The organism is Staphylococcus sp. HMSC057A08 (assembly GCF_001812925.1).
Classification (GTDB): Bacteria; Bacillota; Bacilli; order Staphylococcales; family Staphylococcaceae; genus Staphylococcus; species Staphylococcus hominis.
This window is the reverse complement of record NZ_KV810869.1, coordinates 1-20,610: the sequence shown is the minus strand read 5'-3', so window position 1 is coordinate 20,610 and position 20,610 is coordinate 1. Positions and strand designations below refer to the sequence as shown.

The following is a 20,610-nucleotide window of genomic DNA, read 5'->3' as shown; positions in this document are numbered from 1 at the left end:
CAATTGTATAATTAAAGAAAGGATGGATTATAATGGATAAAATGAAGAAAAAGCTTGTAGGAGGCTACATTCGCGTATCCACAGAGAGACAAGTAGAGGGTTATAGCATCGAGGGACAAATTACACAAATAGAGCAATATTGCCAATTTAACGGCTATGAACTCGTTGATATATATGCAGATCGGGGTATATCAGGAAAATCTATGAATCGTCCTGAATTACAGCGCATGTTAAATGATGCTAAAAATGGAAAATTAGACTGTGTTATGGTTTATAAAACAAATCGTTTGGCACGTAATACTTCCGATTTACTTACAATCGTCGAAGAACTTCATCGTCAAAATGTTGAATTTTTTAGCTTGTCTGAACGCATGGAAGTCAAAAATTCAACAGGTAAGTTAATGCTCCAGATACTTGCAAGTTTTTCCGAATTTGAAAGAAATACAATTTTAGAGAACATTTACACCGGACAACGTCAAAGAGCTTTAGAGGGCTATTATCAAGGCAATCTTCCATTAGGATATAATAACATACCTGATAATAAAAAAGAATTAATGATTAATCAACATGAAGCTAACATCGTTAAATATATCTTTGAATCTTACGCCAAAGGTCATGGTTATCGTAAAATAGCCAATGCACTCAATCACAAAGGCTATGTGACTAAAAAAGGCAATCCATTTAGTATTTCAGCTGTTACTTATATTCTCTCAAACCCATTCTATATTGGTAAAATTCAATTCGCGAAATACAAAGATTGGAATGATAAACGACGTAAAGGCTTGAATGATAATCCAGTGATCGCTGAAGGCAAACACACACCTATTATTAGTCAAGCTTTATGGGATAAAGTGCAATTCAAACGCCAAGAGAGTCGTAAGAAACCACAAGTTCATGGTAAAGGGACCAATCTACTTACTGGGATTGTAAAGTGCCCAAAATGTGGTGCAGCAATGGCGGCAAGTAATACAACCAACACTTTAAAAGATGGCACTAAGAAAAGAATCAGATATTATTCATGTAGCAATTTTAGAAACAAAGGTTCTAAAGTATGTTCAGCCAATTCTGTTAGAGCAGATGTATTAGAAAAATATGTTATGGATCAGATATTAGAAATTATTAAAAGTAAAAAGTTATTGAAACAATTAGTCGAAAAAGTAAATGAAAGAAGTCAAATAGACGTCTCTTCTTTGAATCATGATATTGCCTATAAACAGTCACAATGTGAAGAAATAAAAGCCAAAATGCATACACTAACGAAAACCATCGAAGACTCCCCTGACTTAGATAGCGTATTGAAACCCACAATACTTAACTATCAAGATGAATTGAATCAAATAAATAATCAAATCCATCAACTAGAACAAGATAAACAAGCGGAAGCTACACATTATGATGCTGATATGATTGCCAACATACTACAAACAATATTCAAAGATATAGACAAATTAGAGAAATCTCAGTTGAAATCACTATATCTAACAGTCATCGATCGTATTGACATAAGAAAAGATGAGCATCATAAGAAACAATTTTATGTCACACTCAAATTGAATAATGATATTATCAAACAACTATTTAATAACCATCCACTCGACGAAGTGCTCCTTAGCACTTCGTCTTTATTTTTGCCACAAACTTTATATATAACTATTGAATAAACAATAACTACACTGCTATTCTTTCACTTATTTTATCTAACCATTTTTAGAATTCTCTTTATCAATTTCAATAACACTTATCTAATGAAACAGTCATTGTCGTAAATTTTTTCATAACTACACGATGCTTATATTGAAATTGCTAAAGAACATCCCACAATGATTTTTTAACGGGAAATGAATGGGATTTGCTTACTCGATGAAGCAGAAGGATTGTGCAAGCACAATCCCAAAATCCCGTTATTCTTTATAAATAAATAATATATATAAGGAAGCAGAGACCCAACCCTATCATCAATACTTATAAATAATGAGTTGATTGTTCGTCAAAATGAGTGGGATTCCGGGATTTCCTTGTTATACCAACGTTTATCACGGGTTTTTGATTGGAATTTTCTCATATTGTCAACGGGATCCGTAATAAATGGCAAATCAAATATATATTATCCCAATGATGTATATGAATTACATCACTATCACACTATCTAGGAGGCAATGATATGAAAACAACCACTCAAGAACTCAAACAATATATAACTCGTCTATTCCAACTATCTAACAATGAAACATGGGAATGTGAAGCGTTAGAAGATGCAGCAGAAAATATACTCCCTACTCGTTTTGTAGAGCATTCTCCTCTTGCTCATCTTACACTTGAAACCTATACCTACTATAACAATGAGCTACATGAGCTAAGTATCTATCCATTTCTAATGTACGCCAATAACCAACTCATCAGCATTGGTTATCTGGATCATTTTGATATGGACTTTCTGTACCTCACAGATACTAAAAATACAATTATTGATGAACGTCATTTACTAAGAGAAGGAGGGAATAACCATGAATAATTGGATCAAAGTGGCACAAATATCTGTTACGATTATTAGCCAAGCGATTATCATCATGAAAGAAATTCAAGATGAGGTAAAATAACATGAAAATCAATCGATACATCACAAGAGGCATTAGTGAACAACTATCTCTAGACCTTCAAATCTTACTTTGGAACATGGTAAAAGAACGGGACAATCAACCTCATACAGATTACCTACACATTTTTAAACTGCAAGAAGATGAGAATATACTCTCAATCACACATGAACAAGAACAACCCGCATACAAATTGGAATATCACTATACAAACTATGTAAAAAATCAAAACGCATTACCTAAGAAAGTCTACGTCATTCGTGAAGATGACGTAGACACTTTTTATTATGTGATGCTTTTACCAGAAGAATACTAAAGGAAGTGACGATATATGAATACAATAAACAGTACCATACACACAGAAGCGATATTTAGCAGTGATAAAAAACACCGCTACTTACTCAAAAAAACATGGGATGAAAAGAAACCCACTTGTACAGTGATAACGATGTATCCTCATTTAGATGGCGTATTATCACTCGATCTTACTACTGTTCTTATTCTTAATCAATTAGCGAATTCAGAACGATACGGTGCTGTATATCTTGTAAATCTATTCTCTAATATTAAAAGTCCAGAAAATCTCAAACATATCAACGAGCCATACGATGAACACACCGACATTCACTTGATGAAAGCGATAAGTGAAAGTGAAACAGTGATTCTTGCTTATGGTGCCTATGCGAAGCGCCCTGTTGTCGTCGAACGTGTAGCGCAAGTGATGGAAATGTTAAAACCTCATAAAAAGAAAGTCAAAAAGCTCATAAATCCAGCAACAAATGAAATCATGCACCCACTCAATCCTAAAGCAAGACAAAAATGGACATTGAAATAAAAGGAGGATTATCTATGAACCATGAAACCACACACTCAGACTGGCGAACGGTTGCTAGTTGCTTAGCATCTCAAAATTATATATCTATCGTAAAAGGACTAGTACATCATTTTACAGCGATTGAAGATGAAGAAATATTGGATAAAATCTATGATGATTTTATGAATGACGACACTATCACAACAGTACTTAACAATGATTTACAGACAATTATTAACCATTATCTATCAAAATGAAAACTATATTCTAATAAAACTAGAGCATCCTTCACTTTTACGGTGAGGGATGCTTTAACTATATATTTTTTTAAAAACTAGAAGGAAATGAAAAGTTAACTTATATTAAATTTTCCACATAATAAGTCAATAGCATATTAACTATAGTATATTATTGATGTAAGACAGTTCATTATAGAATTTGTCAAAAAATTGACATTTAATGTAACGATGTATTACTAATTGTCATATTTTTTGACAGAAAAAATTAAATCTGAACCATAGATGCTATTTTTTGAAATATCGGATTGATAACTACCTTGTAGAACAGGTGGATCAAGAACAAAGAAGAAGAAAAAATAATAAAGTGAAACTTTTACAAAATATAAAAGTAAGAGGAAACAAACGAAAAGAGTCAAAAGCAAACCGGCAAAACAGATTAACGAATTATACCAATGATGATATTTTAGATGTGTTATATTAGAATAGCAATAATAATAACGAATAAGGGGTACAAAGTAATGACAGACAATAAAGAAATATATAATACTGATGATAGAGTGCTGGAAGAAGTGTTTGGTAATACAAAAATAAATAATAAATTTAAGAAAATCACAATCGACAACAAAGAAGATTTTGAATACGCATTGACACATGGTGTCATTGATTTACCAAACGAACGAGAAGAAATGTTACACAATGTCTTACATTACATTTTCAAAGAAATCGTCGCTGGTAAAATGAGCGAAATTGATGGATACTTTAATTTTGAAATAGTAACTAACAATTCACAACCGCCAGTACCTTATGGGAAAGTTAAAGAATTGTGGAATGAATATGCTGACAGTTTTAATGTTGATACAAAGCATAATAAATGAAAAAAGGATAAAAATAATGAGTCTAGAAGATAAGTTAGACAGAATCATTGAATAGCAAGATAAACTGATTAAATTACTAAAAACCTGTAATGAACAACAACACATTCAATAATGTATGTCAGAAAAATATTATGAATGTCACACAAGTATTCATAATAGTCCAACAAGATATAGACAATACCGATTAGATGGCATAGATGAGATTAAAAAAAATTAAAGTTTGTCACAACTGAAACTTGAGATTGACAAAGCTAAAAGCTAAACAGACAAAAAACAGATAAGGAAAAAGAAAATAAGACAAAGATAACAGAAAATAATTCTAATTTAACTGAAGCACCTTCAACAGAAACTACTATAACTTAATAGTAGCATATCTCAAAGTTTATTCAGTTAATTTAATTCAGATAGACCATAAAGGAAAACATAAAAACCTACCTAAACGAATAATCGGAGATGATAATAATGAAAACAGCTGCAATCTACTTGAATGAAGGAAATGAATCACAATTCGGAGTATCCTTAGAAGAGCAACTAGAAATACTTACAAAAATTGCTAAGGAAAAAAACTATCATATCGAAAAAGTTTATACTGATAATGAAGAAGACTTTATAGTGGGCTACTATCCTAAATTAAATGAACTTAACGTTAAAATACGTAATACAGATTATGATTTAGTTTTATTCTATAAATCATTTAATATGTTTCACGAAATATATGATTATCTGAAGCAGATAGAGTTTTGCATTAACAGTCATGTCGATGTTTATAGTCATATGGAATTTATAGATTCTACTGCTGGTTCAGAAGGCTTTAAATTTATACATGGTCTTATAGCAACAGACGACTGTCTATAGACAATACTGAGAGAAGAAATAATGTAAAAAACGTGTATGAATATAACATGGAGACACATTACTTAAATTAACAGGAGGCAGAAACGTGGCAGATTATAAAAGATTGCTAAGGACAAAATTCGTGAAGCTAAATTAGATGAAAAAGCAAAAACATATTATGTAAAAGGAAAACAATTATCACAGGATAAAGATTTAAAGAAGAATTCTGCTGATTATGGCAAAGGATTCATTAACTGACTTAAAAATATGGAAATTATCCCAATGTTAACATTAACATTCGTTATGATGCTATTGCTATAGATACCTATGAAGTATGGATTCATAACAATTTCTCTACTTACAGGTCAAGATAGTATGAATAACAAAGAAATGCGTGAAATAGACGGTAGATTACAAGAATGTTATAACTATATGATAAGAGAGTAACAATGATGGCATCACAAATTATATATCGATCGTAAAAGGACTAGTATATCATTTTACAGCGATTGAAGATGAAGAAATACTCCATAAAATATATGAAGATTTTATGAATGATGACTCTATTACAACGGTACTTAACAATGATTTAAAGACAATTATTAACCATTACCTATCAAAATGAAAACTATATTCTAATAAAACTAGAGCATTCTTCACTTAGCGGTGAGGAATGCTCCTATATTTTTGATAAATGATTATCTATAAACTATTATAATTTAATAAATAATAAACTAAACAGAGCGTCTTTTAATATAAAACAAAGGATATTCCGTTTATTAATTTTCTTTATACCATTCTATTTATAATATTTTTTGAGACCTTCTAGAGTAATATCTAAACCAACACTGGTTAATAAATCTTTTCTTTCATTATATAGTTTTTCCAAAATAGGTTCTTTATCCTTAAATTTCCCATAATGAAGCAAATTATGACAATGACTACAAAGCGAAACAATATTTTGCATAACATCTAAACTACATTTTGTATAATTAAAGTCTCTATATTTACTAATAGGTATTAAATGATGTGGTTCTGTGTAACCCTTACCAGATTTTCTTTCAAATGTTCTGTCACTCACATTATATTCACATTTATAATCCGCAAGAGCTAGAGCATCAGCTGCAACTTTAGGATTTCTTTTAGGCTTCTTTGTTTTATTAGAAGATGTTTCTGTCATCTCTTGTCCTTTTTGTACACTACTATATTTAGGTTTTGATTCTTCTTTCTTTGCAATTAAATCGTCAATAATTCCTTTTTCTTCTTCTTCATATTCACCATAATCGACAATATCTTTTAATGCATTATTTAAATATTTAATTACTTGAGTATTTTTATTAAATTTAATTGCTTCCTTCAATAGATAAAAAGCATGCTCATCATCTATTGAACACATATATTGTTGTTTTCCCTTTCCTTGTCTTGTAAAAGCACTATTTTCTTTATGATGCGAAGCTAACCAATTTTTATGATCACCCATCTTAATTGGTGTATGAAACTCATTATAATAAGTATTTATTCTATAACCATCATTATTCCAAGAAGCTCCTTTATTATTTTGATATACTGGTTTTTCAGCTTCAAAATAATCTGTTTGAGCAATACTAATAGCCATTAAATTTCCTTCATGATGATGAAGAATAAAATCACCTTTTTTTATATTAGTCATCATATTATAACCACTATTTTGATGACCACTTTCATTTAACTTTGGAGACCAAAGAAAACCACCATCTCGTTCATCAAAATAAGTTTCACCTTGATATACATAAAATATAGCCATTCTGCTTCCTCCTAAATTATATTTTAAATACTTTAAATTATAAATAATAATTATTAGAGCGTTAAATTTCAGTTGAGAGGGAATCTACTCTTTAATTTGTTCTATTTTTAATTAACATAATAGGTCGTTATAAGAATTATACAAACATCTTCTGTAATAATCCTTGTTTACGTTGTTTTAATAGTTTCACTTTTGATGCTTGTTTTTTGATAGTATCTTCATAATTTTTAAATAAAATCGCAATTTTATTCTGTTCTTCTATGCTGGGTAAATTAACTTGGAAATCTTCGACAGTTTTTTTATTGATATTTAATTGTGACATTCCAGTACTCATGTTAATGAAATATTTTCGGTTAAAATTAATATAAAGATATAGAAAATAAGCATTCGTAATTAGAGAATTTTTTATTCTCAGTAAAGCTATTCTTTGATTCAATAAATATTTATTATTTTCATCTATAATTGCAGTCATTCCAATTAAATTCCCTTTAGCTACATCACTTAAAATCATAATTAAATCATTTTTTAACAATGTATCATCTTCAAAATCTGTATATTTTCCTGAATCTTTTAACTCTCCTTTTACGCCAATGCTATTTAAATTTATAATGTTATATTTTCCATTAGTTGTAGCTACTTTTTCATAGCCTTTCCCATTTTTATAATACGTGAGGTCTTTTAATTGATAATTTTTCCAATCAGAATAATAATTATCCTTTTTATCTTTAAATCTCAACTCTTGAGAAAAAACTTTTTGCATATATCCACGCTTTTGTTGCTCTAATAATTCTAACTTCTTCTCTTCCAATTCGATTTGTTGGTCGAGTTTGCTAAAGAAATCACCTATCTTTCGCTGTTCTTTAGTATCAGGCATTGATAATACTATATTTTTAATTATTTTTGCTGATAAATTACCTTGTCCCCCTTGTAAATATTTATTTAATATATTAGATTTCTTTAGCTTTAAATATTGGTAAAGAAAACTTGTGATTTGCTTTGTTCTTATGCATAATACCGCCTGATTAATCGCGCCTTCAATTTTACTTATTGCTACTTCACCACTAGTAGCTCCATATAATGCGTATAAAATATCTCCTTCATTGACCATTTTAGCTGAAGATTTTTCTAAAGCTTTCTGGGAAATTTTCATTTCAGTTATTAAAGAATTAATTTCACCTGATCGTATAAAAGGTATTTCTCCAGCATATAAACTCTTATTAGTTGACGACGGTGTGCCCCCGCTAAATGTTGTAGCCATATTTTTTAAAATATTATTTTTCCATACATTTTTAAATTCTGGAAATCTTAATTCTGGAGTATTTGTCTGCTTATTCATTTTTCAACACTCCTAGTTCTTTGAGGTAGTTGTTGATTTCTGATTCAACATCTGAAATTTCTTTATCAATATCTGAGAGTTGTTGTTGTACTTGGTCTAAATCAATCGGTTCTTCTTCTTCAAATGTGTCGACATATCTAGGGATATTTAAGTTATAGTCATTTTCTTTGATTTCATCTAAAGAGGCTACATAGCTAAACTTATCAATGGTTTCTCTATTACGATATGTTTCTACAATTTTATCAACGTCTTCATCTGTCAAATGATTTTGGTTTTTACCTTTTTCAAATGATTGAGAAGCATCAATGAATAATACATTATCACTATCTTCTCGGCATTTTTTAAATACTAATATACTTGTGGGAATACTTGTTCCAAAGAATAGGTTTGCTGGTAATCCAATGACTGCATCTAGATAATTCTTTTCTTCAATTAAATATTTACGAATCGTGCCCTCTGCTGCACCACGGAATAATACACCATGGGGTAAAACAACGGCCATTGTACCATTATCATCTAAATAATGAATCATGTGTTGAATAAAGGCAAAATCTGCTTTTGATTTAGGAGCTAATTTACCATAACCGCTAAAACGTTCATCATCTAAAAATGATGGATCGGCACTCCATTTGGCACTATAAGGTGGATTGGCAACTACGGCATCAAACTTTTCGCCTCTAAAAGCTGGATTTTCTAACGTATCATCATTATCAATTTTAAAACGCGTATAGTTCACATCGTGAAGTAACATATTCATTCGTGCTAAGTTGAATGTGGTATTGTTATATTCTTGACCATAATAGAAGCGAACATCAGCTTCACGTCCAACACGTAACAATAATGAACCTGAACCACATGTTGGGTCATAAACATTTTTTAAATTCGGTTTATTCGTTGTGACAATCTTAGCTAAAATTTTAGACACTTGTTGTGGCGTATAGAATTCTCCCGCTTTTTTACCTGCATTAGCCGCAAATTGACCGATTAAATATTCATAAGCATCCCCTAACATATCAATTTCAATATCGCTATGCACAAAAGGAAGGGTCGCTAGATTAACCATAACTTTTGAGATGAGTTTTGTTCGTGCTGCATTTGTATTCCCTAAACGTGTCGAGTTTAAATCCATATCTGCGAATAAATGGTCAAAGTCCTCTTCACTGTCTTCACCACGTGTTGATTCTTCGATTTTATTAATCGCTTTATGCAAATCTTCGATTTCAAATGTTTGAGTTTCAATTTTCTGAATTAAGTGACTAAATAAATCTTGAGGCTCAATCACAAAACCAATTAAATTGATTAGCTCTTGTTGTAATGCTTCACGATATTCTTCATCTTCCCAAGCGTCTGCATATGAAATGTTGTCTTCTTTTAATAACTCAGCCACTTCTTCTTCTGTTTTTTCCGATAAGAAGCGGTAACCGAAGCACTAAAGCTTGCGATTATTTAGCCAAACAAGGTTATGATGTCGTGAATTTAAAGGGTGGATATAAAGATTATGAAGCAAAGAACTTCAATAGTGCTCCTTTAATAGAAAAAGATATTGAAATCAAAGAGAATCGTAAACAATTTGATTTTAGAGGTCTTCAGTGCCCTGGACCTATTGTTAATATCAGTAAAGAAATTAACAATATTTCAACGGGTGAGCAAATCGAGGTAACAGTTACAGATCCTGGTTTCAATAGTGATATTAAAAGTTGGGCGAAACAAACAGGGAATACCCTTGTAAATCTTACTGAAGAAGCAAATGTAATTAATGCAATTATTCAAAAAGAAAAGCCAAAAGAATTTGAAATCAATGACACTGCTACAGGTACAACAATTGTTTTATTTAGCGGTGAGTTAGATAAGGCAGTAGCAGCAATGATCATCGCAAATAGCGCTAAAGCAGCAGGTAAAGATGTAACTATTTTCTTTACTTTTTGGGGCCTCAACGCATTAAAAAAAGCGCAATCAACTCGCGTTAAAAAGAAAGGTATTTCCAAAATGTTTGACCTTATGTTACCTAAGGATCCAATACATATGCCATTATCAAAAATGAATATGTTTGGACTAGGTAATATTATGATGCGTTATGTAATGAACAAGAAAAATGTTGATTCTTTATACTCACTTATCGATCAAGCAATCGATCAAGATATAAAGTTAATTGCTTGTACCATGAGTATGGATGTTATGGGAATTTCAAAAGAAGAATTAAGAGATGAAGTCGATTATGGTGGCGTAGGTACTTATATTGGACATACTGAGCAAGCAAATCATAACTTATTTATCTAATCAATAAAATCTATTTTAAAAAGGAGTTTTTTTTGTTTTTCAAACAATTTTATGAAGACAATTTTTCACAAGCATCTTATTTAATTGGATGTCAACGTACAGGAGAAGCAATGATTATTGACCCTATACGAGATTTAACAAAATATTTAAAAGTTGCAGATAAAGAAGGATTCACAATTACTAAAGCTGCAGAAACACATATTCATGCTGATTTTGCTTCAGGTATTAGAGATGTGGCAAATAAATTGAATGCAAGTATATACGTATCTGATGAAGGTAAAGATGAATTTAATTATAAAAATATGCCTAAACAAACACATTTCGTTAAGCATCAAGATATTATCTATTTAGGAAAGATTAAATTAGAAGTCTTACACACTCCAGGCCATCCCCCTGAGAGTATTAGTTTTTTACTTACTGACGAAGGTGGGGGTTCCAGTATACCAATGGGATTATTTAGCGGTGACTTCATCTTTGTTGGTGATGTAGGTAGACCAGATCTATTAGAAAAAGCTGTAAATGTTGAAGGTTCTACAAAAATCGGAGCAAAACAAATGTATCAGTCCATACAATTTGCTGCAACATTACCAGACTATATTCAAATTTGGCCAGGTCATGGTGCAGGGAGTCCTTGTGGTAAAGCGCTAGGTTCATTACCTACAACTACTTTGGGTTATGAGAAAATAAACAACTGGGCTTTTAATGTTAAAGATGAAACTTCATTTATCGAAACTTTAACACTCAATCAGCCAGCTCCACCACACCATTTTTCACAAATGAAAAAAATAAATCAATTTGGTATGCAAATGTACCAACCATATAATGTTTACCCTAGTTCAAGCAATACACAAACTGCTTTTGATCTTCGAAGTAAAGAAGCATTCCATGGTGGTCATATGCATGGAACTATCAATATTCCTTTTAATAAAACTTTTATAAATCAAATTGGTTGGTATTTAGATTATGACTAAGATATTGAATTAATTGGCGATAAATCTACCGTTCAACAAGCTATTCATGCTTTACAATTAATTGGTTTTGAAAATGTAAAAAGTTACCGTTTGCCACAAACAAATATCGTCACATCATCTATTCATAGTTCTGAAATGACTGGTGAAGAACATAATGTATTAGATGTTCGTAATGATGATGAATGGCGTAAAGGTCATTTAAAACAAGCAATTCATATTCCTCACGGTAAACTTTTAAATGAAGATATACCTTTCGATAAAAATGACCTAATTTATGTACATTGTCAATCAGGTGTTAGAAGTTCAATAGCGGTAGGAATATTAGAATATAAAGGATTTACGAATATTGTTAACGTTAGAGGTGGCTATCAACATTTACCAGCATTTTTAAAATAGTTTTCTTCTGCAATAGAACTATAAAAATCCCTCAATCCGAAAATTCAATTCGGATTGAGGGATTTTTTTATAAAGACAATTACGAACTTTGATTATTCATTTGAATTAGTTTTTTATGCTTTTATATCTAAGTAAATATCATTAATCTGTAGTACTTTTTGGATAATTGCTAATGTACCACCTAGCAAAGTTGCAAATTTGACATTAGATGTTAACTTTATTTGAATTTCGTTACGTGAATATTGTTTGAACTGGTTCTTAATTGCTTCTAATATTTCAGGCATTTCATTGAACAATGGACAGTTAATGTAAATTGCATTCGGATTAAACTGGGTGTTTAAATTATGTATTAAAACAGCAATTTTATTTATAAATTGTTCCATTTCTTCAACTACGACTGGATTTTTTTCATTATAAAATTGAATTAATTTGCTAAGCGTCATCTTCTCATTTAGTTGATTACTTAAATTATGCAGTAAAGCTTCTTGTGAAAAAATATCTTCAATCTTATGAAAGATCTCCACATTATCGCTAACTTTTGAGACAAGTGTTTTTCCAATTTCACCCGCTTCCCCATTTGCACCACGATACAATTGATTATTAATAATAAGCCCAGCACCAATACCTTTATGTATACTTAAAGCAATAAGATTATTGTAGGATAAATTATGATTAAAATTACGTTCATATAACGCTGAAAGATTCGCTTCATTTTCAACTACGACTGGAACATTAGTAATTTCTTTTATTTTCTTAGCAATTGAAATTCCTTCAGTTTCATGGAATGGTAAATATGTCACATGCTGCTCATTATCCACAACTCCATGTATAGAAACAGACACACCTAATAGTCCGTTATAAGTATCAAGTTTCTCCTGAATATCAATATGTTTTTTTATTATGCTTAATATACTACTAACCTTTTCATCAGGTAAATCATAAGATTCATGCTTAATGACATTACCATCAAAATAATTGTACATCACTTCAACAGAACTATAAGTTAAATCCAAAGAAATAAAATAACCATAAAGATGATTAACCTTCAGAAGAATAGGTTTTCTACCACCACTCTTCGTGCTATCACCCTCACCAACCTCATTAACAAGAGATTTATACTTTAACTTATTCAAAATACTAGAAATCGTTGCCTTATTAATCTCAAGATTTTTAGATATTTGAGTACGCGAAATATTATGATGGTTATAAATTTCCCTTAGCACTCTTTTTTCATTATCATTTATATTTTATTTTCCATAATTGCCTACCCCATAAGTTATTTTGAATTTAGTTTATAGTTTATCATGTATTTTTATACCAACTATTTTAACATAAATTAAATTAAACCTTAGAACAACTTAAAACCTCACTTAGGTTATCATCTTCGTTCTTTTATTTTTTTTATTATTTCAATAAATTACGTATTTCCAATATGACGATTTTTTATGCAAAGTCGTTGTATGTTTTTCAAATTTTTGACATTTATGCAATCTAAATAGCCAATTAGGGAATTTTTAACATTTTTTATTTGTTTGATATTATACTTAATGTATCTTAAATAGAAAGAGGGTATGCATATGGATTTCACTGGTGTTATTACAAGCATTATTGATTTAATCAAGACTTGCATTCAGGCTTTCGGTTAATTTTTTCAACTAAAAAACAGAGGAAATATTCAACGACTTGATTGTTTCCTCTGTTTTCTATGTATTGTTGTAAACACAACAATTTTATTTTTTATTCAATATATTTCTCAATTCTTCTATTTCATCTTGTGATAGATCTTCTTTTTCTACAAAGTTTAAGACAAGTGAATTGAAACCGCCTTTGTATACTTTATTGATAAAGTTTTTAGATGTTTTATATTTTATATCACTTTCTTCTACAAGAGAGTAATATTGAAAAATTTTATTGTCTTTTTTACGATCTATAAATCCCTTTTTATACAATCTCGTTATAAGTGTACGAATGGTTTTTGGACTCCAGTCCTTTTGCATTTGTATTTCTTCTATTATATTATTCGCACTTGCATATTTTTTCATCCAAATGATATTCATAACTTCCCATTCTGCAGATGATATTTCATACGTTTTATTATCCATTATATTAACTCCATTTCTTTTAAAATACGCTCAGAAATTTGTTGTGCTTTTTCGCCATTCGCATTGTCTTCGCCTTTTAAATGTGTAGCAAAATAATACGTATTATCTTTCGTTTCAACATAACCTACGAACCATCCATTTGCTTCTTTGTGATTCACGATTCCTGTTCCAGTTTTACCTACATATTTATAAGTATCTTTTTGTTTCAAAGTCATACTATTTTCAACTTTTTCAATAGCCTTATTATCAAAATGCATGTTATGTTGTTTCATATTTTTCAACAAATTAACCTGTTCTATTGCAGAAATTTTTAATGAAGATTCATTCCAATAATTTTCATTCCCTGATATTTCTTCATTACCATATTCAATTAGATCTAAATAAGATTTAACCTCATCTTGTCTTAAATGTTTGTTTAAATTTTCGTAATACCAATTTACTGAATATTTCATTGAAGAATTTAAATTTTGATCTTGGTTCCATTCTTTAAATGGATATTGATGTTTATCCCATTGTTGTTCAGTATGATTTAATGAGAGTAAATTTTGGTCGAATGCCATTAACGCTAAATAAATTTTGTAAGTAGAATTAGGTGAATATCGTTGTTTACTTTCTGGTTCATTATAAATAGAATAAGCTTGCTCCCGTTCATTATAAAGCACAAAACTTCCATCAAATCCTTTGAAATACGGAGCTAGTTGATTTAATTTTTTATATGATACATTTGTTTCATATTTGTCTTGTTGAACATGTGCAGATAGTAACGGTGCTTGTATTAAAAGCGATATACTACATACAATATACGCAACAATACGCTTGTTTCGATTAGGTTTAGGCATTGAATCATAAAGTGCAATATACTTAACACGTTCTTTAATATTTGAATTAAAACCTAGTAAATATTGTGCTGCCACATTATTTATGTGCTGAGATTTTAAAATAGAGCATTTTAATATCGATTCACCATAACGTATATGTTCATGGCGATTCAAAATTTTTAAAACGTTTCTATCACATACTTTTTCACAGTCATTGTCCATCATTGTTTTACTTATATATAGTGCAGGATTAAACCAGAATATCATTTTAAAAACAACATAAAGCTGGTTGAATATTAAGTCATGACTTTTCACATGTGATAGTTCATGTAGAATAATATATTCAATTTCTTTGTCATTCATGGTTTCGACTACGACAGTTGGTAGTACAATTTGGGATTTCACTAAACCAAATACCATCGGATTATCAATGTTTGAACTATAACTAATTGTTATATGCTTTTTGTAGAACTGCATCTTACTTTGACATACTTTAAGTCGTTCATTAAGATATGACGATTCCAATGACGAACTTTTAATAACATCAATTTGTCGGAATGCCTTAATCATATAAAATAAGCACAACAAACTACCAAATACCCATATCAAAAGAATCATATACGTTATATTTGAGGTCTCAAACTGATTAACATTAATTGCTAAGTCTTTCGTAACAGATGATTGTTGACCATCTAACATATGACTAACCGAAGAAGTCGTGTCAGATACATTTCGATTCATCATATCTTTTGAAAATGTAAAATTCGATATTTTGTAAAATGGTATTAATGGAATTAACGTGGAGACGAGCACTAATAACCAAATCTTATGTGACATAATATTTTGAGTATATTTTATATAGAGCATTCTCACTAAAAAAATTACACATATCGTGAGCAATGAACTGATTATACTTAACATTAAAAAAGATGATAACACCTTCTACACCTCCATATCACAAAAATTATAACATTATTTTGACATAAATACTACATTTGTAATATACTACAAATGTAGTCTTATATAAGGAGGTTATTGATGAAAAAGATAAAAATTGTTCCACTTATTTTAATAGTTGTAGTTGTCGGGTTTGGTATATATTTTTATGCTTCAAAAGATAAAGAAATTAATAATACTATTGATGCAATTGAAGATAAAAATTTCAAACAAGTTTATAAAGATAGCAGTTATATTTCTAAAAGCGATAATGGTGAAGTAGAAATGACTGAACGTCCGATAAAAATATATAATAGTTTAGGCGTTAAAGATATAAACATTCAGGATCGTAAAATAAAAAAAGTATCTAAAAATAAAAAACGAGTAGATGCTCAATATAAAATTAAAACAAACTACGGTAACATTGATCGCAACGTTCAATTTAATTTTGTTAAAGAAGATGGTATGTGGAAGTTAGATTGGGATCATAGCGTCATTATTCCAGGAATGCAGAAAGACCAAAGCATACATATTGAAAATTTAAAATCAGAACGTGGTAAAATTTTAGACCGAAACAATGTGGAATTGGCCAATACAGGAACAGCATATGAGATAGGCATCGTTCCAAAGAATGTATCTAAAAAAGATTATAAAGCAATCGCTAAAGAACTAAGTATTTCTGAAGACTATATCAAACAACAAATGGATCAAAATTGGGTACAAGATGATACCTTCGTTCCACTTAAAACCGTTAAAAAAATGGATGAATATTTAAGTGATTTCGCAAAAAAATTTCATCTTACAACTAATGAAACAGAAAGTCGTAACTATCCTCTAGGAAAAGCGACTTCACATCTATTAGGTTATGTTGGTCCCATTAACTCTGAAGAATTAAAACAAAAAGAATATAAAGGCTATAAAGATGATGCAGTTATTGGTAAAAAGGGACTCGAAAAACTTTACGATAAAAAGCTCCAACATGAAGATGGCTATCGTGTCACAATCGTTGACGATAATAGCAATACAATCGCACATACATTAATAGAGAAAAAGAAAAAAGATGGCAAAGATATTCAACTAACTATTGATGCTAAAGTTCAAAAGAGTATTTATAACAACATGAAAAATGATTATGGCTCAGGTACTGCTATCCACCCTCAAACAGGTGAATTATTAGCACTTGTAAGCACACCTTCATATGACGTCTATCCATTTATGTATGGCATGAGTAACGAAGAATATAATAAATTAACCGAAGATAAAAAAGAACCTCTGCTCAACAAGTTCCAGATTACAACTTCACCAGGTTCAACTCAAAAAATATTAACAGCAATGATTGGGTTAAATAACAAAACATTAGACGATAAAACAAGTTATAAAATCGATGGTAAAGGTTGGCAAAAAGATAAATCTTGGGGTGGTTACAACGTTACAAGATATGAAGTGGTAAATGGTAATATCGACTTAAAACAAGCAATAGAATCATCAGATAACATTTTCTTTGCTAGAGTAGCACTCGAATTAGGCAGTAAGAAATTTGAAAAAGGCATGAAAAAACTAGGTGTTGGTGAAGATATACCAAGTGATTATCCATTTTATAATGCTCAAATTTCAAACAAAAATTTAGATAATGAAATATTATTAGCTGATTCAGGTTACGGACAAGGTGAAATACTGATTAACCCAGTACAGATCCTTTCAATCTATAGCGCATTAGAAAATAATGGCAATATTAACGCACCTCACTTATTAAAAGACACGAAAAACAAAGTTTGGAAGAAAAATATTATTTCCAAAGAAAATATCAATCTATTAACTGATGGTATGCAACAAGTCGTAAATAAAACACATAAAGAAGATATTTATAGATCTTATGCAAACTTAATTGGCAAATCCGGTACTGCAGAACTCAAAATGAAACAAGGAGAAACTGGCAGACAAATTGGGTGGTTTATATCATATGATAAAGATAATCCAAACATGATGATGGCTATTAATGTTAAAGATGTACAAGATAAAGGAATGGCTAGCTACAATGCCAAAATCTCAGGTAAAGTGTATGATGAGCTATATGAGAACGGTAATAAAAAATACGATATAGATGAATAACAAAACAGTGAAGCAATCCATAACGATGGTTGCTTCACTGTTTTATTATGAATTATTAATAAGTGCTGTTACTTCTCCCTTAAATACAATTTCTTCATTTTCATTGTATGTTGAAAGTGACACTGTAACGAGTCCATTTTCTTTTTTTATGGATTTCTTATTTGTAATTTCAGCGATAACGTACAATGTATTACCTGGGTATACAGGTTTAATAAATTTAACGTTATTCATTTGTGTTCCTGCTACAACTTCTTCTCCGTATTTACCTTCTTCTACCCATAATTTAAATGATATTGAAAGTGTATGCATGCCAGATGCAATGATACCTTTAAATCTACTTTGTTCTGCTTTTTCTTTATCTATATGCATATATTGAGGATCAAAAGTTGTTGCAAATTGGATAATTTCTTCTTCTGTAATATGAAGGCTTTTTGTTTTGAATGTTTCTCCTACTATAAAATCATCGTATTTCATATATGTCTCTCTTTCTTATTCAAATTAATTTTTTAGTATGTAACATGTTAAAGGTAAGTCTACCGTCACTGAAACGTAAGACTCACCTCTAACTTTCTATTGAGACAAATGCACCATTTTATCTGCATTGTCTGTAAAGATACCATCAACTCCCCAATTAGCAAGTTGGTTTGCACGTGCTGGTTTGTTTACAGTCCATACGTTCAATTCATAACCCGCTTCTTTTACCATTTTTACTTTTGCTTTAGTAAGTTTGGCATCTTCAGTGTTTACTATTTTAGCATTACAGTAATCTAAAAGTGTTCTCCAGTCTTCACGAAACGAAGTTGTATGGAATATAACTGCTCTGTTATATTGTGGCATGATTTCTTCTGCAAGTTTAACAAGCACAACATTAAAGCTTGAAATGAGCACTTCTTGATTCTGATTTAAGTTTGTTAATTGTTCTTCCACTTGCTTAACCATACTTTTAGAAAGTGCTAGTCCATTCGGTCCAGTAATACCTTTTAATTCTACATTTAAATTCATATTATATTCATTTGCTATTTTTACTACATCATCGAAAGTTGGCAAATGTTCATCTTTGAATTTTTCACCAAACCAAGATCCTGCAGAAGCATCTTTAATTTCATCATAATTCAATTCAGTTATTTCCCCGGACATATTTGTAGTCCGTTCTAAATAATCATCATGAATGATAATCAGTTGTTCATCTTTTGTAATTGCAACATCTAACTCCAACCAGTTTATACCTTCTACTTCTGAAGCAGCTTTAAATGATGCAATTGTATTTTCCGGAGCTTTACTAGGTAATCCTCTATGTCCATATACAGTTAGCATATTACCTCTCCTTGCATTTTTATTTTTTTAATTAACGTAACTGTATTATCACATTAATCGCACTTTTATTTCCATTAAAAAGAGATGAATATCATAAATAAAGAAGTCGATAGATTCGTATTGATTATGGAGTTAATCTACGTCTCATCTCATTTTTAAAAAATCATTTATGTCCCAAGCTCCATTTTGTAATCAAGTCTAGTTTTTCTGTACCCCTTATCTGCAATTTTACTTAGGATTGCTTTTAACTTACCTCTTATCTGCAATTTTACTTAGGATTGCTTTTAACTTACCCCTTATCAGCAATTTTACTGAGAACTGCTTTTAACGCACCTCTTATCTGCAATTTTGCCTAGAACTGCTTTTAACGTACCTCTTATCTGCAATTTTACTTAGAACTGCTTTTAACGTACCTCTTATCTGTAATTTTACTGAGAACTGCTTTTAACAAACCTCTTATCTGCAATTTTACTTAGAATTGCTTTTACTATTCCTCTTATTAGTATAATCTCAGTAAGAATGCGTATAAAAATGAAAATTACAACCGATTTTGTAAGTGCTGACGCCTGAGGGAATAGTATGTGCGAGAGACTAATGGCTCGAGCCATACCCCTAGGCAAGCATGCACGTACAAAATCGTAAGATAAAAAAATAAGCATATCACTGTAAACTTTAAAAAATCAGTTTAGTGATATGCTTATTTATTTCGAGTTAGGATTTATGTCCCAAGCTCATCAAGCACAATCGGCCACTAGTTTATTTCTCTATCTTATATGTTCTGATATGGTCTTCTATACTGTATAAGTATACTTTTGAATATGGATCTTGTGTCAATTCACGTTCGAAATCAAATTCTTGATTATCAAATCTGTTAAAGAATGTTTCGTATTCTTCGACTGATAATTGCTCTCTAGATTCTAGCATATTTAAGTGTTTCTCTTTATCTAATGCTTTGTCATATCCTTTAACGATTGAACCACTAAAGATTTCTCCTACTGCTCCTGAACCATAACTAAATAGACATACTTTCTCTTCTGGTTGGAATGTGTGGTTCTGTAATAACGAAATTAAACTTAAGTATAATGATCCTGTATAAATGTTACCAACATCTCTATTCCATAATACGGTTCTGTTGCAAAGTTGAATTTATAGTATAATTTTAACAAAAAGGAGTCTTCTGTATGAACTATTTCAGATATAAACAATTTAACA

The 20,610-nt window shown here is 30.4% G+C and carries 17 protein-coding genes and 3 pseudogenes; 11 read left to right on the top strand and 9 right to left on the bottom strand.

The window, feature by feature from the left end; translation table 11 throughout:
• The first annotated feature begins 32 nt into the window (after window positions 1–32).
• The 7 genes from ccrB to HMPREF2881_RS10165 all read left to right on the top strand — a co-directional run bounded on the left by ccrB (window position 33) and on the right by HMPREF2881_RS10165 (window position 5,377).
• Window positions 33–1,661 carry a cassette chromosome recombinase CcrB gene (gene ccrB / locus HMPREF2881_RS10195; RefSeq protein WP_070653754.1) on the top strand — a complete coding sequence of 543 codons (1,629 nt, stop codon included), beginning with the start codon at window positions 33–35 and terminating at the stop codon, window positions 1,659–1,661.
• 500 nt (window positions 1,662–2,161) lie between these two features.
• Window positions 2,162–2,512: an SAUGI family uracil-DNA glycosylase inhibitor gene (locus HMPREF2881_RS10190; protein WP_070653753.1), complete on the top strand. Its 351-nt coding sequence runs from the start codon at window positions 2,162–2,164 to the stop codon at window positions 2,510–2,512.
• Window positions 2,513–2,598: 86 nt separating this feature from the next.
• A complete protein-coding gene (locus HMPREF2881_RS10185; RefSeq protein ID WP_032603510.1) occupies window positions 2,599–2,910 on the top strand; it encodes a DUF960 family protein in 312 nt (103 codons plus the stop codon).
• Window positions 2,911–2,925: 15 nt separating this feature from the next.
• Window positions 2,926–3,429, top strand: a complete 504-nt coding sequence (locus tag HMPREF2881_RS10180) for a DUF1643 domain-containing protein (protein WP_002486192.1) — start codon at window positions 2,926–2,928, stop codon at window positions 3,427–3,429.
• A gap of 14 nt (window positions 3,430–3,443) precedes the next feature.
• Complete coding sequence (locus tag HMPREF2881_RS10175; protein WP_070653752.1) at window positions 3,444–3,665, top strand: hypothetical protein; 222 nt, start codon at window positions 3,444–3,446, stop codon at window positions 3,663–3,665.
• A gap of 500 nt (window positions 3,666–4,165) precedes the next feature.
• Window positions 4,166–4,522 (top strand): hypothetical protein, encoded by a 357-nt coding sequence (locus HMPREF2881_RS10170; protein ID WP_070653751.1) that lies wholly within the window; start codon window positions 4,166–4,168, stop codon window positions 4,520–4,522.
• Between the two features lie 462 nt (window positions 4,523–4,984).
• Window positions 4,985–5,377: a serine integrase family protein gene (locus tag HMPREF2881_RS10165; protein WP_070653750.1), complete on the top strand. Its 393-nt coding sequence runs from the start codon at window positions 4,985–4,987 to the stop codon at window positions 5,375–5,377.
• Between the two features lie 778 nt (window positions 5,378–6,155).
• Here HMPREF2881_RS10165 and HMPREF2881_RS10160 read toward each other — a convergent pair.
• The 3 genes and pseudogenes from HMPREF2881_RS10160 to HMPREF2881_RS10150 all read right to left on the bottom strand — a co-directional run.
• Window positions 6,156–7,139, bottom strand: coding sequence for an HNH endonuclease (locus HMPREF2881_RS10160; RefSeq protein WP_070653749.1), 984 nt, complete (start codon window positions 7,137–7,139; stop codon window positions 6,156–6,158).
• Between the two features lie 136 nt (window positions 7,140–7,275).
• Window positions 7,276–8,397 (bottom strand): restriction endonuclease subunit S, encoded by a 1,122-nt coding sequence (locus HMPREF2881_RS11920; protein WP_371094497.1) that lies wholly within the window; start codon window positions 8,395–8,397, stop codon window positions 7,276–7,278.
• 70 nt (window positions 8,398–8,467) lie between these two features.
• Window positions 8,468–9,895: pseudogene (locus tag HMPREF2881_RS10150) on the bottom strand (type I restriction-modification system subunit M); the annotation flags it as partial.
• Between HMPREF2881_RS10150 and HMPREF2881_RS10145 the strand changes: the two are divergent.
• Together HMPREF2881_RS10145 and cstB are read left to right on the top strand one after the other, a co-directional pair.
• A pseudogene (locus tag HMPREF2881_RS10145) lies at window positions 9,886–10,752 on the top strand (DsrE/DsrF/DrsH-like family protein); the annotation flags it as partial. The pseudogenes HMPREF2881_RS10150 and HMPREF2881_RS10145 sit on opposite strands and share 10 nt — an antisense overlap.
• Window positions 10,753–10,784: 32 nt before the next feature.
• Window positions 10,785–12,119 (top strand): annotated as a pseudogene (gene cstB / locus HMPREF2881_RS10140) (persulfide dioxygenase-sulfurtransferase CstB).
• Between the two features lie 113 nt (window positions 12,120–12,232).
• On the opposite strand, the gene HMPREF2881_RS10130 reads toward cstB, so the two are convergent.
• Entirely contained in the window at window positions 12,233–13,363 is a 1,131-nt protein-coding gene (locus tag HMPREF2881_RS10130; protein WP_010922808.1) for an ROK family transcriptional regulator, read from the bottom strand.
• Window positions 13,364–13,696: 333 nt separating this feature from the next.
• On the opposite strand from HMPREF2881_RS10130, the gene psm-mec reads away from it, so the two are divergent.
• Entirely contained in the window at window positions 13,697–13,765 is a 69-nt protein-coding gene (psm-mec, locus tag HMPREF2881_RS11700; RefSeq protein WP_014532405.1) for a phenol-soluble modulin PSM-mec, read from the top strand.
• An 84-nt stretch (window positions 13,766–13,849) separates the two neighbouring features.
• Here psm-mec and mecI read toward each other — a convergent pair whose 3' ends face one another.
• The gene (gene mecI / locus HMPREF2881_RS10125; protein WP_000369214.1) at window positions 13,850–14,221 is read right to left on the bottom strand and encodes a mecA-type methicillin resistance repressor MecI; all 372 of its coding nucleotides are present in this window, start codon (window positions 14,219–14,221) and stop codon (window positions 13,850–13,852) included.
• Complete coding sequence (mecR1, locus tag HMPREF2881_RS10120; RefSeq protein ID WP_000952923.1) at window positions 14,221–15,978, bottom strand: beta-lactam sensor/signal transducer MecR1; 1,758 nt, start codon at window positions 15,976–15,978, stop codon at window positions 14,221–14,223. Before mecR1 ends, mecI begins: the two co-directional genes overlap by 1 nt.
• A 96-nt stretch (window positions 15,979–16,074) precedes the next feature.
• On the opposite strand from mecR1, the gene mecA reads away from it, so the two are divergent.
• Window positions 16,075–18,084 carry a PBP2a family beta-lactam-resistant peptidoglycan transpeptidase MecA gene (gene mecA, locus HMPREF2881_RS10115; RefSeq protein ID WP_001801873.1) on the top strand — a complete coding sequence of 670 codons (2,010 nt, stop codon included), beginning with the start codon at window positions 16,075–16,077 and terminating at the stop codon, window positions 18,082–18,084.
• 45 nt (window positions 18,085–18,129) lie between these two features.
• Here mecA and HMPREF2881_RS10110 read toward each other — a convergent pair whose 3' ends face one another.
• The 3 genes from HMPREF2881_RS10110 to HMPREF2881_RS11565 all read right to left on the bottom strand — a co-directional run bounded on the left by HMPREF2881_RS10110 (window position 18,130) and on the right by HMPREF2881_RS11565 (window position 20,544).
• On the bottom strand, window positions 18,130–18,558 hold the full coding sequence (locus HMPREF2881_RS10110) for a MaoC family dehydratase (protein ID WP_000872606.1): 429 nt from the start codon (window positions 18,556–18,558) through the stop codon (window positions 18,130–18,132).
• Window positions 18,559–18,654: 96 nt separating this feature from the next.
• Entirely contained in the window at window positions 18,655–19,398 is a 744-nt protein-coding gene (locus HMPREF2881_RS10105; RefSeq protein WP_000958858.1) for a glycerophosphoryl diester phosphodiesterase, read from the bottom strand.
• Between the two features lie 756 nt (window positions 19,399–20,154).
• Entirely contained in the window at window positions 20,155–20,544 is a 390-nt protein-coding gene (locus HMPREF2881_RS11565) for a hydroxymethylglutaryl-CoA synthase (protein ID WP_020444595.1), read from the bottom strand.
• Window positions 20,545–20,610: the final 66 nt, after the last annotated feature.

Coding starts and splice junctions, on each gene's coding strand:
- ccrB (WP_070653754.1), top strand. CDS start 33: ATGGATAAAATGAAGAAAAAGCTTGTAGGAGGCTACATTCGCGTATCC.
- HMPREF2881_RS10190 (WP_070653753.1), top strand. CDS start 2,162: ATGAAAACAACCACTCAAGAACTCAAACAATATATAACTCGTCTATTC.
- HMPREF2881_RS10185 (WP_032603510.1), top strand. CDS start 2,599: ATGAAAATCAATCGATACATCACAAGAGGCATTAGTGAACAACTATCT.
- HMPREF2881_RS10180 (WP_002486192.1), top strand. CDS start 2,926: ATGAATACAATAAACAGTACCATACACACAGAAGCGATATTTAGCAGT.
- HMPREF2881_RS10175 (WP_070653752.1), top strand. CDS start 3,444: ATGAACCATGAAACCACACACTCAGACTGGCGAACGGTTGCTAGTTGC.
- HMPREF2881_RS10170 (WP_070653751.1), top strand. CDS start 4,166: ATGACAGACAATAAAGAAATATATAATACTGATGATAGAGTGCTGGAA.
- HMPREF2881_RS10165 (WP_070653750.1), top strand. CDS start 4,985: ATGAAAACAGCTGCAATCTACTTGAATGAAGGAAATGAATCACAATTC.
- HMPREF2881_RS10160 (WP_070653749.1), bottom strand. CDS start 7,139: ATGGCTATATTTTATGTATATCAAGGTGAAACTTATTTTGATGAACGA.
- HMPREF2881_RS11920 (WP_371094497.1), bottom strand. CDS start 8,397: ATGGCTACAACATTTAGCGGGGGCACACCGTCGTCAACTAATAAGAGT.
- mecI (WP_000369214.1), bottom strand. CDS start 14,221: ATGGATAATAAAACGTATGAAATATCATCTGCAGAATGGGAAGTTATG.
- HMPREF2881_RS10110 (WP_000872606.1), bottom strand. CDS start 18,558: ATGAAATACGATGATTTTATAGTAGGAGAAACATTCAAAACAAAAAGC.
- HMPREF2881_RS10105 (WP_000958858.1), bottom strand. CDS start 19,398: ATGCTAACTGTATATGGACATAGAGGATTACCTAGTAAAGCTCCGGAA.